13 protein-coding genes are annotated in these 15,378 nt (G+C 74.9%); 3 read left to right on the top strand and 10 right to left on the bottom strand.

Going from position 1 to position 15,378, the window contains the following annotated elements:
- Positions 1-101: 101 nt before the first annotated feature.
- From ACFWIC_RS33895 to ACFWIC_RS33855, 9 genes are all read right to left on the bottom strand, one after another.
- Complete coding sequence (locus ACFWIC_RS33895; protein WP_380361280.1) at positions 102-623, bottom strand: hypothetical protein; 522 nt, start codon at positions 621-623, stop codon at positions 102-104.
- 102 nt (positions 624-725) lie between these two features.
- Positions 726-2,429, bottom strand: coding sequence for an amidohydrolase (locus ACFWIC_RS33890; protein WP_380520768.1), 1,704 nt, complete (start codon positions 2,427-2,429; stop codon positions 726-728).
- Between the two features lie 75 nt (positions 2,430-2,504).
- Entirely contained in the window at positions 2,505-3,461 is a 957-nt protein-coding gene (locus ACFWIC_RS33885) for an aldo/keto reductase (RefSeq protein WP_329947654.1), read from the bottom strand.
- 263 nt (positions 3,462-3,724) lie between these two features.
- Positions 3,725-4,834 (bottom strand): zinc-binding dehydrogenase, encoded by a 1,110-nt coding sequence (locus ACFWIC_RS33880; RefSeq protein ID WP_329947653.1) that lies wholly within the window; start codon positions 4,832-4,834, stop codon positions 3,725-3,727.
- Between the two features lie 55 nt (positions 4,835-4,889).
- Positions 4,890-5,762, bottom strand: a complete 873-nt coding sequence (locus tag ACFWIC_RS33875; RefSeq protein ID WP_329947652.1) for a branched-chain amino acid ABC transporter permease — start codon at positions 5,760-5,762, stop codon at positions 4,890-4,892.
- A 103-nt stretch (positions 5,763-5,865) separates the two neighbouring features.
- Positions 5,866-7,026: an ABC transporter substrate-binding protein gene (locus ACFWIC_RS33870; protein ID WP_329947651.1), complete on the bottom strand. Its 1,161-nt coding sequence runs from the start codon at positions 7,024-7,026 to the stop codon at positions 5,866-5,868.
- Between the two features lie 145 nt (positions 7,027-7,171).
- Positions 7,172-8,956 carry an ATP-binding cassette domain-containing protein gene (locus ACFWIC_RS33865; RefSeq protein ID WP_380520767.1) on the bottom strand — a complete coding sequence of 595 codons (1,785 nt, stop codon included), beginning with the start codon at positions 8,954-8,956 and terminating at the stop codon, positions 7,172-7,174.
- Entirely contained in the window at positions 8,953-9,720 is a 768-nt protein-coding gene (locus tag ACFWIC_RS33860; protein ID WP_329879835.1) for an ABC transporter ATP-binding protein, read from the bottom strand. The genes ACFWIC_RS33865 and ACFWIC_RS33860 overlap by 4 nt, the downstream gene beginning before the upstream one ends.
- Entirely contained in the window at positions 9,720-10,667 is a 948-nt protein-coding gene (locus ACFWIC_RS33855) for an alpha/beta hydrolase (RefSeq protein ID WP_329879833.1), read from the bottom strand. Before ACFWIC_RS33855 ends, ACFWIC_RS33860 begins: the two co-directional genes overlap by 1 nt.
- 115 nt (positions 10,668-10,782) lie before the next feature.
- On the opposite strand from ACFWIC_RS33855, the gene ACFWIC_RS33850 reads away from it, so the two are divergent.
- Positions 10,783-12,252: an amidohydrolase gene (locus ACFWIC_RS33850; RefSeq protein ID WP_380520766.1), complete on the top strand. Its 1,470-nt coding sequence runs from the start codon at positions 10,783-10,785 to the stop codon at positions 12,250-12,252.
- Positions 12,253-12,400: 148 nt separating this feature from the next.
- Here ACFWIC_RS33850 and ACFWIC_RS33845 read toward each other — a convergent pair whose 3' ends face one another.
- Positions 12,401-13,444 (bottom strand): aldo/keto reductase, encoded by a 1,044-nt coding sequence (locus ACFWIC_RS33845; RefSeq protein ID WP_380520765.1) that lies wholly within the window; start codon positions 13,442-13,444, stop codon positions 12,401-12,403.
- A 96-nt stretch (positions 13,445-13,540) separates the two neighbouring features.
- Here ACFWIC_RS33845 and ACFWIC_RS33840 point away from each other — a divergent pair, with 96 nt between their 5' ends.
- Both ACFWIC_RS33840 and ACFWIC_RS33835 read left to right on the top strand, forming a co-directional pair.
- On the top strand, positions 13,541-14,542 hold the full coding sequence (locus tag ACFWIC_RS33840; protein WP_329947647.1) for a methyltransferase: 1,002 nt from the start codon (positions 13,541-13,543) through the stop codon (positions 14,540-14,542).
- Positions 14,539-15,285, top strand: coding sequence for an SDR family NAD(P)-dependent oxidoreductase (locus ACFWIC_RS33835; RefSeq protein WP_329879829.1), 747 nt, complete (start codon positions 14,539-14,541; stop codon positions 15,283-15,285). Before ACFWIC_RS33840 ends, ACFWIC_RS33835 begins: the two co-directional genes overlap by 4 nt.
- The last annotated feature ends 93 nt before the right edge of the window (positions 15,286-15,378 follow it).

Below are 15,378 nucleotides of genomic sequence, written 5' to 3'. Positions count from 1 at the left end.
CACGGGCCACGCGTCGGACCGCACGGGGGTGCGCACGGGCTCGGTGCGGGGTGCGTACGGGTGCGTGCGGGGTGCGTACGGGTGCGTGCGGCCCTCGCCGCTCAGTGGCCGAGGGCCGCCTTCGCCGCCACCAGGACCAACCCGAGAACCAGGTTGATCACACCCTCGACCACCACCTCCGTGCGGGTGGCCCCGGCCTGCGCGGCCCCGACGCAGGCCCAGCCGACCTGCTGCGCCACCGCGATCCCCAGCGCGAGCCACGCCGCGCCGCTCAGCCCCAGCCCCAGGAGGGGGCTCACGGCGACGGCCGCCGCGGGCAGCAGGGCGGCCTCCACGATGGGCCACTCGTGCCGCCCCACCCGCCGGACCTCGGCCCAGCCGGGCCGCCGGCCGACCCGGCGTTCGCCGGCGAGGTTCGCGTAGACGTGGGCGGCCCAGAAGACCAGGCCGGTCACGAGGAGCAGCACGACGGCCTGGACGCGCGGGAAGTCGCCGACCACACTCGCCGAGGCGATCACGGAGGCGGCGAGGAGTGACCCGTAGAGGGCCCCGGCGTAGTCGGTCCGCACCGGCGGCCCGCCGGCCGGGTCGGGTCTGTGCGGCCACGGGAGTAGGCGGTTCACACGCACCACCCTAGGGATCCGGGCCGCGCTCGGCCCGGTCCCACGCGGCGGCGCGCCGCCCGTGGGGGAGGCGCCCGGAGTCCCTCCCCCACGGGCGGACGCTCAGTGGGCGCCGTGGACCAGCCGGCCGTCGAAGTAGGTGAGGTCGACCGGCAGCCCCGGCAGGTCGTGCGGGGAGGTGTCGGCGAGGCGCCCGCCGAGCACGCACAGGTCGGCGACCTTGCCGACCTCGACGGTGCCCTTCCAGCGCTCGGCGAAGTCCTGGACGGCGGGTTCGGCGGTGTAGGCGCGGACGGCCTCGCGCAGGCCGACCCGCTCCCCCGGGCCGCTCGCCCGGCCGGTCGCCTTGGACTCCCGCAGCAGCATCGAGGCGACGCCCTGCCGCCAGTCCGGTTCGGTGATCGGTGCGTCGGAGCTGGCGCAGACCCGGACGCCCGCCGTGAGGGCGGACCGCACCGGCCACATCCGTCCGGACCGTTCCTCGCCGACCACCTCGTCCATCAGGTCGGAGATGGTCCACTTGATCGCCGGGTTCATGTTGACGCCGTAGCCGTGCGCGGCCAGCACGGCCAGGCTGTGCGGGGTCGCGAAGTCGCCGTGGATCAGGTAGTGCCGGGCGTCGGGTCGCGGGTGGGCGAGCCGGGCGGCGGCGAAGGCGTCGACGACCGTGTCGATCGCCCGGTCCCCGGTGACGTGCACGCCGATCTGGTGGCCGGCCGCGTGGACGGCGTCGATCATGGCGGTGAGTTCGGCGGCCTGCAGCGCCGGTGCGGCGCCGTGGACGCAGAGCGCGCCGTGGCCGCCCCCGGGGTAGGCCTCGTGCATCCAGGCGGTGCGGTTCGGCGGCACCCCGTCCGCGAACAGCTTGACGCCGAGGACGGCGAGCCGGCGCGGGTCGATGCCGTCCAGCGGCACGCCGGCCAGCTCGGCGAGGCCGGCCCGCAGGTCCCGGACGCCGCCGCCCATCGGGGAGGGCAGCAGCAGGACGCCCACCCGGGCGTCCAGTTCGCCGGCCCGGGCGAGGTCCAGGTAGGTGTGGAGCGCGCCGGTGCCCATCGCGCCGGACATGATGCCCTCGCCGCCGGGGCCGAGGCCGGGTTCGGTGTAGCTGGTGGTGCCGAGGGCGTGCAGGGCGCGGACGGCTCCGGTGATCGCCGCGCGGCGGCGGCGCTCGTCGGCCCGGGGGATGTGCGCGTGGACGGCGCGCTGGGCGGCCTCCCGCAGGATGCCGGTGGGGTGGCCGGTCGGGTCCGTGTCGATCGTGCCGCCCGGCGGGGGCCGGGTGCCGCGGTCGATGCCGGCGGCACGCAGGGCCGCCGAGTTGACCCAGGCCATGTGGTCGGAGAAGTCGGTCAGGCAGACCGGGTTGTCCGGGGCCGCGGCGTCGAGGTCGGCACGGTCGGGCAGGTCCCGGCTGCCGTCGCGGCACTCGGCGAGGTAGCCGACGTCCCAGCCGCGGCCGACGATCCACTCGCCGGGGGCGGTGGCGCGGGCCGCGGCGGCGACGGCCGCGACGATGTCGGCGATCGAGCGGACGGCGGGGAAGTTGAGGTCGAGGGCGAGGGGCGGACGGTTGAGGCCCCAGGCGTGGCCGTGCAGGTGGGAGTCGTTGATGCCGGGCAGGACGGTGCGTCCGCGCAGGTCGACGACCCGGGTGGCGGGTCCGGCGTGGGCGAGGACGGCGGCGGTGCTGCCGACGGCGGTGATCAGGCCGTCACGGACGGCCAGGGCCTGGGCGGTGGTGAACTCCGCGTCGGCGGTCAGTACGTCGCCGTCGACGAGGACGAGGTCGGCGGGCCGGTCCACGGTCTCTCCTGGGGGCGGGCCCGGGGTCGGGCCGGTTCGGGGAACGCCGGTCGGGGCGGGGCGGGCCACGGGGTGTCAGGGCCCCTCGGGGTCGACGGCGTCGCGGTCCGCCCAGTACGGGGCGACCAGCTCGCGCAGCCGGTCGGCGCCGACCCGGTCGAGCAGGTCGAGGGCGCCGACGTTCTCGGTCAGCTGCCGCATCCGGCTGGCGCCGAACAGCACGGTGGCGGTGGCGGGGTGGGTGAGGGTGAAGGCGACGCAGAGCTGGGCGGGGGTGGCGCCGAGCTCGGCGGCGACGGCGGCCAGGCCCGGGGCGGCCCCGGTGATCCGGTCGCGGATCCCGCCCGGGTCGCGGCCGATCTCGCGCGACGGGCTGGTCCGGCCGGCGAGGATGCCGCCCTCCAGGACGTCGGAGGCCTGCATCGTCAGGCCCTCGGCGAAGAGCGCGGCGAACGGCCCGCCGTCCGGGATGGCGCGGCGGCAGGGGCTGTACTTGAGCTGGGCGAGCTGCGGGCCGGGCGAGCCGGCGGCCCGGGCGTGGTCGCGGACGGTGCGGATCGCGGTGGCGGACCAGTTGTTGACGCCCCAGCAGCCGATCAGACCCTCCGCCTCCAGGACGGCGAGTTCCTCGGCGATGCCGCGCAGGTCGAGGTCGTCGCGGCGGATGTCGCCGAGGACCGCGACGTCGGCGTGCTCGGCACCGGCCCGGAACAGCGCGTTGGCCAGCTGGTCGCGCAGCGACTGCGCGGGGTAGGGCTCCAGCCACAGCTTCACCGACAGCAGGTACTCCTCGCGGGCGAGGCCGGCCGCCCGGACGATCGCGGAGAACAGCACGTCGGTGAAGACCGGCGGATGGCCGGGCAGGCCGTAGACGGCCACGTCGAAGAGGTTGACGCCGAGGTCCACGGCGTGGCGGACCATGGCGACGGCGTCGCCGAAGTCCATCCGGTCGTAGGTGTGCCAGGAGCCGAGGGAGAGGGCGGACACCTCGGGGCCGGCGGTGCCGAGCCTGCGGCGGGGGACGATGGGCATGGCGGTCCTCGTGGGTTTCGGGAGCGGTCGGCGGGCGTACGGCGGGTGCGGTGGCCGGCCGGAGTACGGCCGGCGGGCACCCGGCGCCCCGGGCTGGGACACACGGAGGGTGGGGTCCCGGGGCGCCGGGCGGCGAGGGGGCCGGGCGGCGGGGCGCCGGTGGTGCGGCGGTCCGCGCGGCGGGTCCGCCCGGACGGGCGGACGGGTGTGGACGGGGCGGTCGTCCCGGCCGTGGTGCGGCCGGGCGGGGACCGGACGGCGGGTCAGGGCAGCCAGGGGTGGACGACGGCCTTGGTCTGCTCCAGCCTGGCCATCGCCTCGATGGCCGCGGAGGCGCCGCTCAGGCCGACCGGGGCGCTGAACAGCGCGTCCCAGTCGAACCGGGAGCGGAAGTCGCGCAGGAACCCGATGGCCCGGTGGTAGTCGCCGACATCGCCGTTGAGCGAGCCGAGCACGGTCAGCTCCTTGCCCATGACGGTGCCCAGCGGCAGCTCCTGCGGAGCCGGACCGGTCGATCCGACGATCACGAACCGGCCGCCCCAGGCGGCGAGGTCGACGGCCTCGGCGCCGACGCCGGGGGCACCGGCAAGGTCGATCACCAGGTCGGCGCCGCGCCCGCCGGTCGCGGCGAGCACCGCCTCGCGACGGGCCTCGGGGCCGTCGGCCAGACCGAGGGTCAGATCGGCGCCGAACTCCTCGGCGAGTGCGAGCCGGCTGTCCGGGGCGCCGATGGTGATCACCGGTCCGGCGCCGCCGGCCTTGGCCACGGCGGTGGCCACGATGCCGAGCGCGCCGGCGCCCTGGATCACCACCGAGGAGCCGGGCCGGGTGCCGCCCGCCCGGTCGAAGGCGTGCAGCACCGTCTTGACGGCGCAGCCGGCCGCGGCGGCCCAGGTGGACTCGACCTCGTCGGGCAGCAGGTACTTCTGCGCCTGCGGGACGACGTAGTTGTACTCGGCGAGCCCGGCGGTGGCGTACGGGTACCGGTCGGCACGCTGGCGGAAGCCGTAGCCGCGGTCCTCGCAGGCCACCGGGGTGCGCAGCACGGTGCAGCCGTGGCAGTACCCGCAGGTGGACTCCGACCAGCCGATCCGCCGGCCGACCCCGACCGGGCGGCCCAGCGCGTCGACGGTGCCCTCGCCGACGGCGACGACGGTGCCGACCATCTCGTGGCCGAGGACCAGGGGCAGCATGCCGGGCATCGACATCGCCCCGCTCCACAGGTGGACGTCGGTCGCGCAGAGGGTGGCGCAGTCGATCCGCACGAGGGCGGCGCCCGGTTCGATCCGCTCGGGCAGCGGGAGTTCCTCGATCTCCAGCGGCTTGCCGTGGGTGCGCAGCACGGCGGCCCTGGTGCTGGTCACTCGGGTCATGGTCGGTCTCTCCTTCGTTCCCCCGGTCCGGGGTCCGGGCTGGTGCCCGGACCGGTCATCGGCTGTGCGCGGTGTCCCAGACCTCGTTGCGGCTGCGCCACCAGAGCAGCACCACGATCACCAGGAAGGGCACCACGCCCTGGTACTTCTGGATCGCCTCGACGGAGGCGGAGAAGCCCTCCAGGCAGCCCAGTACGAGGCCGCCGAGAAGGGTGAGCGGCAGGCTGCGGAAGGCGCCGAGCATGGCGACCGCCAGCGCGGTGTTGATGAGCTTGCCGAGGGTGGAGAAGTCCCCGCCGAGGCGCGGTGCGGCGAGCACCACGACCAGCGTGGTGACGGCGCCGATCGCGGCCCAGACGGCGACGGCGAGGCGGGCCACCGGGATGCCGACCACCTCCGCGGTGGCGGGCCGCTCGGAGAGCGCCTGGAGGCGCAGGCCGAGCCGGGTACGGCCGAGCAGCAGGCCGACGCCGACGGTGATGACCGCGGCGAAGGCGATGGTGACCAGCACCGACTGCGGGATCACGACGCCGCCGAGGGTGAGCACGGGCCTCTCGAAGGGGCTGGGGAAGCTGTGCGCGCCGGTGGTGGTGGAGCCGAACAGCCGCAGGCCGACGGCCATCACGGCGACGTAGACGGCGACGGTGACGGCCGCCTTGGTGTTCTGCGAGTGATCGGCGAACCAGCGCACCAGGACGGTACCGAGCAGGGCGGACAGCGCCGCCCCGGCCAGCACGCCGACCGGCAGGGCGAGCCAGGGGCTCACTCCCCCGTCGGTCAGGCCGACCATGACGAAGGCGCCGATCGCGCCGACGGCGGCCATCGCGAAGTTGACCGTGGCGACGAGCCGGTAGGTCAGCACGACGCACAGGCCGAGGAGGGCGTAGACGCCGCCACCGGTCAGGCCCGCGAGCGTGGAGTTGAGCATGGGACACCTCCTGGGGTCCTGGGGTCCGGTCGTGCACCGGGGCGCGGCGCACGGTCCGGGGTGGGGGGACGGCGGGCTGCGGCCGGGTCAGGGCCGGCCGGGGTCACTTCTTGCCGGGGACGACGAAGCCCTCGGGGAGCACCTGCCAGCTGCCGTTGACGGCCTGGACGAAGCGGCTGCCCTGGACGGGGTTGTGGGTGTCGCCCTCGCCGAAGACCCAGGGGGTGCCGACCATCGGGTAGTCGATCGGCTTCATGGACTTGAAGGCCTTGGTGACGGACTCGCGGGTGATCGGCCCGGAGATGCCCTTGAGGACCTGGACGAAGACGTCGGCGGCCATCACGCCGCCCTGGCTGAAGGCGGTCTTCTGGATCTTGTTCTTGTCGACCAGCTGGGACCAGCGCTCGTTGCCCGGCAGGGTGGTGTCGGTGTAGGGCTGCCACTCGGTGCCGGCGTAGACCTTGAGGCCGGCCGGGATCGCCTGCGCGTTGGCGTCGGTGTAGGTGTTGGCGCCGACGATGAAGTCGACGTCGTCCATGCCCTGGGTCCTGGCCTGGGCGAAGTAGGGGCCGACGATGCCGTTGTAGAGGACGGCCTGGCAGCCGGCGCCCTTGTCGGCGACGAGGTACTTGGTCGGGTCGCCCTCGGCGATGGCGAGCTCCTTGTGGGCGAGCTGCTTGCCGGTGAGCTCGGTCCACTTCTTGATCGCGTCCTCGATGCCGCCGCCGCTGCCGGGCAGCACGGTGTAGTCGAGGCAGACCTTGTCCCGCTTGAGCACCTCGGAGGCGTAGTAGAGGTTGGCGGTCAGCAGGTTGAACGGACCGGGGTTGACCGGCGCGATGTTGGGGCTGGTGAAGCAGGCGGGGTCGACGCCGACGGCGGGGATCGAGACGACCTGGGCCTTGCTGTAGGCCGCGCGGTTGAGGCCGCAGTCGACGGCGCTGGAGGAGCCGACCAGGGCGACGACGTTCTTGGACTTGACGAGGTCGACGGCGGCCTCGGTGGCGCGCTGCGGGTTCATCGCGTCGTCCATGCTGAGCAGTTCCAGCTTGCGGCCGTTGATGCCGCCGGCGGCGTTGACCTCGTCGAAGACGGCCTTGACCGCCTGCGGGACCTCGGGGGTCTGGAAGAGTCCGGTGATCCCGTTGATCGCACCGACCTTGATCGGGCCGGTGTCCGAGCCGGATCCGCTGTCACAGGCGGTGGCGCCGAGGGCCAGTGCGGTGGCGGCGGCGAGGGCGGCGGTCAGCCGTGCATGCTTCATTGGTGCACTCATTTCCGTCTGTGGGGGCGCGCCGGAACGGGGTTGCGCGGTTCCGCACGAGGGTGGGGGTGGGTGTCGCGGGGGGGGTGCGGGGGTGGTACGGGCCGGGCCGGTGGAGCGGCGGGCGGCGGGCGGCGGGCGGCGGTCAGCCGACCGGGAGGTCCGCGGTGCCGAGGTAGGCGGCCATCACGGTCGGGTCGGCGAGCACCTCGCCGGTCGGGCCGGTGGCGATGACGTGGCCGAAGTCGAGGACGGTGACCTCGGAGCAGGCGGCCTGGACGAGGTCCATGTCGTGCTCGACGAGCAGGACGGAGACGCCGAACCGGGCCGGGACCTGCGCCAGCCGGCGGCCGAGCGCGAGCGACTCGGCGGCGGACTGACCGGCGGCGGGCTCGTCGAGCAGGGCGACGGCGGGCCGGGCGGCGACGGCGGCGGCGACGTCCAGCAGGCGGCGGGCACCCGCGTCGACCATCGAGACCGGCAGCCGGCCGGGCGGGCAGCCGAAGAACGCGAGCAGTTCGTCGGCCTCCTCCGTGGAGAGCCGGCGCCCGGCGCCGATGGTGAGGTACTCGTACTGGGTGAGTTCCGGGGCGATGGTGGTGGTCTGGAAGGTGCGGCGCAGGCCGCGGGTGGCGCGGGCGCTGGGGCTGAGCCGGTCGATCGGGGATCCGACGAGCGCCACGCTCCCCTCGTAGCCGCCGACGAAACCGGTGACGGCGGCGATGAAGGTGGACTTGCCGGCGCCGTTGGGGCCGATGAGTCCGACCACGGCGCCCCGCGGGACGGTCAGGTCGACGCCCTCCAGGGCGGTCACCGACCCGTAGCGGACGGTCAACCCCCGTACGGTCAGGGCCGGTTCGCCGCCGGCCGCGGCGAGAGCGGATGCCACGGGGGCGGATGCGGCGGGCGGCCCCGGCAGGTCCTCGGCGGCCGGGAGCCCGGCGGCCGGCCGGGCCTCGTGGGTCTCCAGGAACCTCCGCGCCGCGCGTTCGCGCTTGCGGGCCCGGGTGAAGTCGGTCTGGCTGACCCCGCTGCGCAGGGCCAGGACGGCGCCGACCCCGAACAGCATGCCGCCGAGGTCCTGCGGCAGGTCCAGCTTCTCCAGCACGGTGGCCATCACCGCGCCGAAGACCCCGCCCATCACGGCGCCCTCGGGGTTGTGCGGGCCGATCAGGACGGCGACCGCGAACAGTGCGAGCGACTGCATCATGGCGAAGTTGCCGGGCACGACCAGGCCGAACTGTCCGGCCATCAGACCGCCGCCGACACCCGCGACGAAGGCGCTGATCGCGAACGCGGCCAGCTTGGCGCGGGCGACCGAGACGCCGTGCGCGGCGGCGGCCCGCTCGGAGTGCCGCAGCTCGGCCCAGGACATCCCGAGCCGGGTGCGGTTCAGCAGGGCGAGCCCGAGGGCCAGCACGGTGAAGACGATCACGACCAGGACGAAGTAGCCGCCGTCGTCCTCGAACAGGGCGGGCCGCTCCAGGGTCTTGAGCTCGGACATGCCGGGGAACTGGTTGGCGTTCAGCACGATGTCGGCCGAGACCGCGAAGCCGAAGGTCACCACGGCCAGGTTGACGCCCCGGATCCGCAGCGCCGGGAGCCCGATGGCGACCCCGACCGGGACGGCGGCCAGACCGCCGAGCACCAGCCAGACCAGGAACCCGCCGGGGGCCTGCGCGACGTTGAGCCTCAGCACCACCCAGGCGCCGATCGAGGCGAAGGACATCTGGCAGAGCGACATCACGCCGACCCGGCCGACGATGACGCCGTAGCTCTGCATGATGACGGCGCTGACCACGGCGGTGATCGCCAGGTACACCCAGTAGGGCGGCAGCAGGGCCGGCACCAGGACGCAGGCGGCGACGGCGGCGCCGAGGCCGGTGACGAGCGCCCGGCGGTCGGTGGCCGGTCTCTCGGTGAGGCTCATGCTCCCTCGCTTTCCGCCGGGGCGCTGCCCGGGCTGTGGGCGCCCGCCGCCGCGGCGGCGGGTGCCGGGGTCGCGCCGAAGTAGAAGTCGTGCAGGCGCTCCGCGTCACCGCGAAGCTCGGCGCACGGGCCGTCGAAGGCCAGCCGGCCCTTGCTGAGCACGTACGCGCGGCTGCCGATCTCCAGCGCGAGATGGGCGAACTGCTCGATGAGCAGCACCGCGATGCCGAGGTCCACCAGGTCGGCGACGGCCTTCATCAGGCGGTGGACGACCACCGGCGCGAGGCCGGAGGACATCTCGTCGATCAGGATCGTCTTCGGCCCGGCGACCAGGGCCCGCCCGAGGACGAGCATCTGCTGCTCGCCGCCGGAGAGGTGGCCGGCCTGAAGGCCGCGCCGCTTGTCCAGCTCGGGGAAGAGCCGGTACGCCGTGTCGAGGTCGGCGCCCTGCCGCTGGGCGACCAGCAGGTTCTGCTCGACCGTCAGGGTGCGGAAGACGCTGCGGGACTGCTCCACGTAGGCCAGGCCGGAGGTGGCGCGGCGGTAGGTGGAGAGTTTGTCGAGGGGTTTGCCGTCGAGGGTGACGGTGCCGGAGGTGCAGCGGACCAGGCCGGCGATGCCGTCCATCAGGGTGGTCTTCCCGGCGCCGTTGGCCCCGAGCAGGACGGTCACCGAGGCGGGGGCGACGTCCAGGCTGACCCCGTGGACGACCGGGGCCTCGGCCCGGCTGATGCTGACGTCGCGCAGTGCGAGCGCGGGCGTCATCACGCGGCTCCGCCGCAGGCGGAGCGGATGGCGTCGGCGACCAGGGCGTGGGCCCGGGCGGCGTCGGTGAGGTCGGTGGCGAGCAGGCCGAAGAAGCCGTGGATGAGGCCGTCGAACCGGACCAGGGAGGTCTCGACCCCGGCCGCGGCGAGCGCCCGGGCGTACTCCTCGCCCTCGTCGCGGAGCACGTCGTACTCGGCCTCCAGGACGAGTGCGCGGGGCAGTCCGGAGAGGTCGCGGGCGCGCAGCGGGAGCAGGTACGGGTCGGCGAGGTCCGCCTCGTCGCGCGGGTACTGGGTGAAGAACCAGTCCATGCTGTCCTTGGACAGGAAGTAGCCGTCGGCGAAGTCGCGGTAGGAGAGCCGGCCCTCGTCGGGGTGGGCGACCACCGGGGAGATCAGGACCTGGAGGGAGATCCGGGGGCCGCCGAGGTCGCGGGCGCGCAGACCGGTGACGGCGGCGAGGTTGCCGCCCGCGCTCTCCCCGCCGACGGCGAGCCGCCCGGGGTCGACGCCGATGGTGGCGCCGTGCTCGTGGAGCCAGGTGAGGACGGCGTAGCAGTCGTCCGCGGCGGCCGGGTAGGGGTGTTCCGGCGCGAGCCGGTAGTCCACCGAGACGACCACCGCGCCGGAGGCGGCGCAGACGGCGCGGCAGGAGTACTCGTTCTCGTCGAGACAGCCGATGGTCCATCCGCCGCCGTGCAGCCAGACGAAGGCCGGGAAGGGGCCCTCGCCCTCGGGGGTGTAGATCCGTACGGGGATGTCGCCCGCCGGGCCCGGCACGGTGGTGTCGGCCACCGAACCGACGGCCGGGAGCGTCTCGGGCATGGTCCAGGTGGTGCGGAACTGTTCGCGCATGGTCTGGGCATCGAGTTCGACGGGCTGGGCGGGCTGCTCCGCCGCACCGGCCCGGTCGATGATCAGCTGTGCCTCGGGGTGCAGGGGCATCGTTTACCTCCGATTGCCCGGGTGCCGTCGTAGGGGTCCGGCACTCGCAAATCGTATCTGATTCCATGTACGTTAAGAGTCACAATCCACGGTGTCCAGAGCTGGGAGCAAGAAGATGCGCAACGGACTCCAGACCGGAATCACCACGGCTGACCTGGTCATGAGGGGTGGCCGTGTCCACACGATGGACGGCGCCCGGACGGTCGCCCAGGCGCTCGCGGTCAGCGGGGGGACCATCCTCCGGACCGGCACCGACGCCGAGGTCGCGCCGCTCGTCGGACCCGGTACCCGCGTGGTGGAACTGCGCGGACGCTCGCTGATCCCCGGGATCAACGACTCGCACCTGCACGGGGCGTGGCTCGGCACCATGTGGCCGGACACCCTGATGGCCCAGCTCGCCGCGGCCGCCCCGACCGGCGGCGGGCCGGACCACCCCGGAGGCGGGCACGGGCACGACGCGCACGGGCACGACGGGCACGGGCACGACCACGCGGGCGAGGGGCCGGCGCTCGCCGCCCTCACCACCCCCGCCGAGCGGCGCCGCGCGATCCTCCGCACCGGCGACCTGCTCGCCTCGCTCGGCGTCACCAGCTACACCGAACCGGGCCTCGGACCCGGCGAGGACGCCGGACCCACCGGCTGCTTCTCCTCCGCCGTCCTGCACGAGTACGCCGAGCTGGCCGCCGAGGGACTGCTGCGCGCCCGGGTCACCGCGCTGCTGCTGTTCGGCCTGCTGGACGGCGCGAGCAGCGCCACCGACCTGCTGCGCGGCCTGGCCGGGTTCCGGGCGCCGGCCGAGGTCCCCGGCTGGTTCCGCGTCGCCGGGGTGAAGATCTTCGCCGACGGCATCCCGCCGATGGGCAGCGCGTGGAGCGAGGAGCCGTACGCCGACGGCGGCCACGGCGCCCTGCTGGTGGACGGCGCCGACGCCGGCGAGCGCGAGGTGAACCTGCGCTCGATGATCCGCGCCGCGCACGCGGCCGGTCACCAGATCGGGGTGCACGCCACCGGCAGCCGAACCACCCGGGTGGTCACCGGGGCCTTCGCCGAGGCCCGCGCGACGGACGGCCGGGACGGCCGCCACTACCTCATCCACGGCGACGTCGTCCACCCGGCGACGCTCGCCGCGATGGCCGCCGCCGGGGTCGGGCTGAACACCCAGCCGGGCATCGCCGCCGCGACCGCCCCGATGCTCGCCGGGGCCCTCGGCCCGGACGCCCTCGCCCACGCCTGGCCGGTGCGCGACGCGCTGACCGCCGGTGTCCCGCTCTGCCTCAGCTCGGACGCGCCGGTGCTCGCTCCGGACTGGCGGGCCGGCGTGGCGGCGGCGGCCACCCGGGCCGGGGCCGACGGCACCGCGGGAGGCCGCGGGCAGCGGCTCGCGCTCGACGAGGCGCTGTACGCCTACACCGTGGCGCCGGCCCGGCAGGACGGCGCCGAGCGCTGGAAGGGCACCCTGGAGGCCGGGAAGGTCGCCGACCTCTGCCTGCTCGGCGCGGACCTGCGGGACGTCGACCCGGGTGCGCTGCCCGAGGTCCCGGTGGCGATGACGGTGGTCGACGGCCGGGTGGTGCACGAGGTCTGAGCCCGGAGCGGTGACCGCCGCGGCCCGGCGGACGCGACGGGCAGGACGGACGGAACGGACCCGACGGGCGCGCCCCGGACCTCGCACGGTGGAGGTCCGGGGCGCGCCCGTCGCCGCTGCGGAGCCGCCGGGCCCTGCCGGACGGGCGTCAGCGGGCCGGGGCGTCGGTGCCCCAGGAGGCGCCGGGGTGGACGACGTCGCGGTCCAGCCAGAGACCGGCGACCGCCTCGCGCAGTTCGCCGCCGTGGCGCTCCAGCAGGTCCAGCGCGCCGAGGTTGGTCTCGAACTGCTCGATGCTGCTGGCGCCGAACAGCACGCTGGCGGCCGCCCGGTGGGTGAGCGTGAAGGCGACGGCCAGCTGGGCCGGCGTGGCGCCGAAGCGTTCCGCGACCCGCAGCACCTCCGGGTAGGACTCCCGGATCCGCTCGCGGATGCCGCCCGGGTCGGCGCCGATCTTGCGCTGCGGGTGCAGCTTGCCGGCCAGGATGCCGCCCTCGAAGACGTCGGAGGCCTGGAGGCCGAGCCCGGCCTCGTCGAAGAGCCGGCCGTAGGGCTCCCCCTCGGGCACCGAGCGGCGGGCCAGGCTGTACTTGAGCTGGGCGAAGGACGGCGGGACCATGCCCTCGGCGAGCGCGAACCGGCGGGCGGCCCACAGGTCGTCGGCGGACCAGTTGTTGACGCCCCAGGCGGTGAACCGCCCGGCCCGCACCAGCTCGGCGACGTCGGTGACCACGGAGTGGACGTCCAGCTCGCCGAGGTGGTCGCCGGCCACCACGAAGTCGGCGCGGTCGGTGCCGACCCGGGCCAGCGAGACGTCCAGCTGCTCCGCGAACGACGCCTTCGGGTAGTCCCAGAGCCAGAGCTTCCCGCAGAGCAGGTAGTCCTCGCGGGCCAGGCCGGCGGTGCGGACCGCCTCGCCGAAGATGATGTCGGTGACCGCGTTCTCCGCGTGCGGCCCGAAGTTGTAGTGGGCGACGTCGAACAGGTCGACCCCGCGCGCGACGGCGCGGGAGACCAGCTCGGCGGCCTCGTCGGTGGTCATCCGGTCCCAGGTGTTCCACGAGCCGAGGCCGAACACCGGCACCTCCGGGCCGTCGGCGCCGAGCCTGCGCCGGGGCACGCGGTCCGTCGCGGACGCACCGTCCGGCGCGCCCGCACCGCCGTGGGGGGAGTCAGCCTGCGAGAGCTCCACGTCAACCTCCTGGGATCCGAGTAGTCCGGCTCTGGCCGCCGGGAAGACGATCGTATAGCATCCGGCATATTCTTTGACCGTCAAGGAGGACGCGATATGTCCCTTCGTCCGGAATCCCCCCGTTCCGCGGACCCGACGCCGATCGTCGACGTGGCCGTCGGCTACATGGCCGCCAAGCAGCTCTTCGCCGCCGCCGACGCGGGCCTGTTCGCCGCGCTCGCCGACGGCCCGCAGGACGTCCCGCAGATCGCCGCCCGCACCGGCCTGCCGGAACGCACCAGCCGCATCCTGGCCGACGCGATGGCCGGCCTCGGACTGCTGGAGCGCACGGCCGGACGCTACGCGAACTCCGCGAGCACCGCCGCCTACCTCACCGGCGCCGAGGGCGAGATCGACCTGCGCCCCTTCCTGACCTTCCTCGACGAGATCAGCTACGGCCACTGGCTGGGCTTCGGCGAGACCAGCCGGACCGCCGAGCCCAACCGGCTGGACCTCGGCGGCGACCGGATGACCACCTTCCTGGCCGGCGTGATGACCTACAACGCGCTGCACGCCCGCCAGCTCGCCGAGCACTACGACTTCACCGCGCACGAGCGGGTGCTGGACCTCGGCGGCCTCTCCGGCTCGTTCCTGGCCGAGGCCCTCAAGGCCGCCCCCGGCCTCAGGGGCACCTTCCTCTCGGCCGGCGAGCTGGTCGGCCACGCCCGGGGCGTGCTGGCCGGCGCCGGGGTGGACGACCGGGTGGAGATCGTCGAGGGCGACGCCGTCACGGGCGACGTCCCGGGAGGCTTCGACCTGGTGCTGCTGGAGCACGTGGCCCACCGCTTCGACGCCGAGCAGAACCGCGCCATCGTCCGCCGGGCGCGCGCGGCGGCGGCCGAGGGTGCGAAGCTGGTCCTGCTCGACTTCTTCCTCGACTCCGACGAGCAGCAGCGCGGCATCGACGCCCTGCACGCCGGCGAGTACCTGGTGATCGACGGCACGATCGTCTACCCGGAGGACGAGGTCCGAGGCTGGCTGCGCGAGGCCGGCTGGGAGCCCGTCGAGACCCGCGCGCTGCCCGGCAGCCCGCGCATCCTCATCGCGGAGGCACGATGAGCACCGAAGGGCGCGTCGTCCTGGTCACCGGGGCGGGCAGCGGCATCGGCCGCGCGGTCGCCGAGGCGTTCGCGGCGGCCGGCGACCGGGTGGTGGTCGCCGACCTGAACCGTGCGGCGGCTGACACGGTGGCGGAGGGGATCGGCGCCGGCGCGCTCGCCGTCACCATGGACGTCACCGACCGGGAGAGCGTGACCGCCGCCCTGGCCGAGGCCACCGCGCGGTTCGGCCCGGTCGAGGTCCTGGTCAACAACGCGGGCCTGGCCGGCGGCGGCGGTCCGCTGCTCGACCTGCCCGCCGAGATCTTCGACCTGGTCGTCTCGGTCAACCTGCGTGGCACCTTCACGGTGACCCAGGTGGTCGGCCGGCAGATGGCCGACACCGGCCGGGGCGGGGCGATCGTCAACATCAGCTCGATCGGGGCCCGCCAGCCGACCCCGGGGCTCGGCCACTACGAGGCCACCAAGGCCGGGGTGGACGCCCTCACCCGGACCGCGGCCCTCGAACTCGCCGGGCACGGCATCCGGGTCAACGGCGTCGCCCCCGGGCCGGTGCACACGCCGATGACGGCGCCGCTGATGGAGGACGAGACGGCGCGCGGTCTCTGGGAGACGCGCATCCCGCTCGGCCGGATCGCCGAGACGTCCGACCTGACGCCCCTGGTGCTGTTCCTGGCCTCCGGACAGGCCCGGCACATCACCGGCGCCGTGGTGCAGGTGGACGGCGGCCAGCTGCTGGTGTGACCCCTCGCAGAACCCGGAAGGGGGGGGGGGGCGGCGGCGCCCCCCCCGGACGGGGGGCGCCCCCGCCGCGGGCGCCGCGCCCCCCACCGCCGG

The sequence above is a fragment of the Kitasatospora sp. NPDC127035 genome, from assembly GCF_042726075.1.
Taxonomy (GTDB): Bacteria; Actinomycetota; Actinomycetes; order Streptomycetales; family Streptomycetaceae; genus Kitasatospora.
This window is presented reverse-complemented; position numbering and strand designations above follow the sequence as displayed.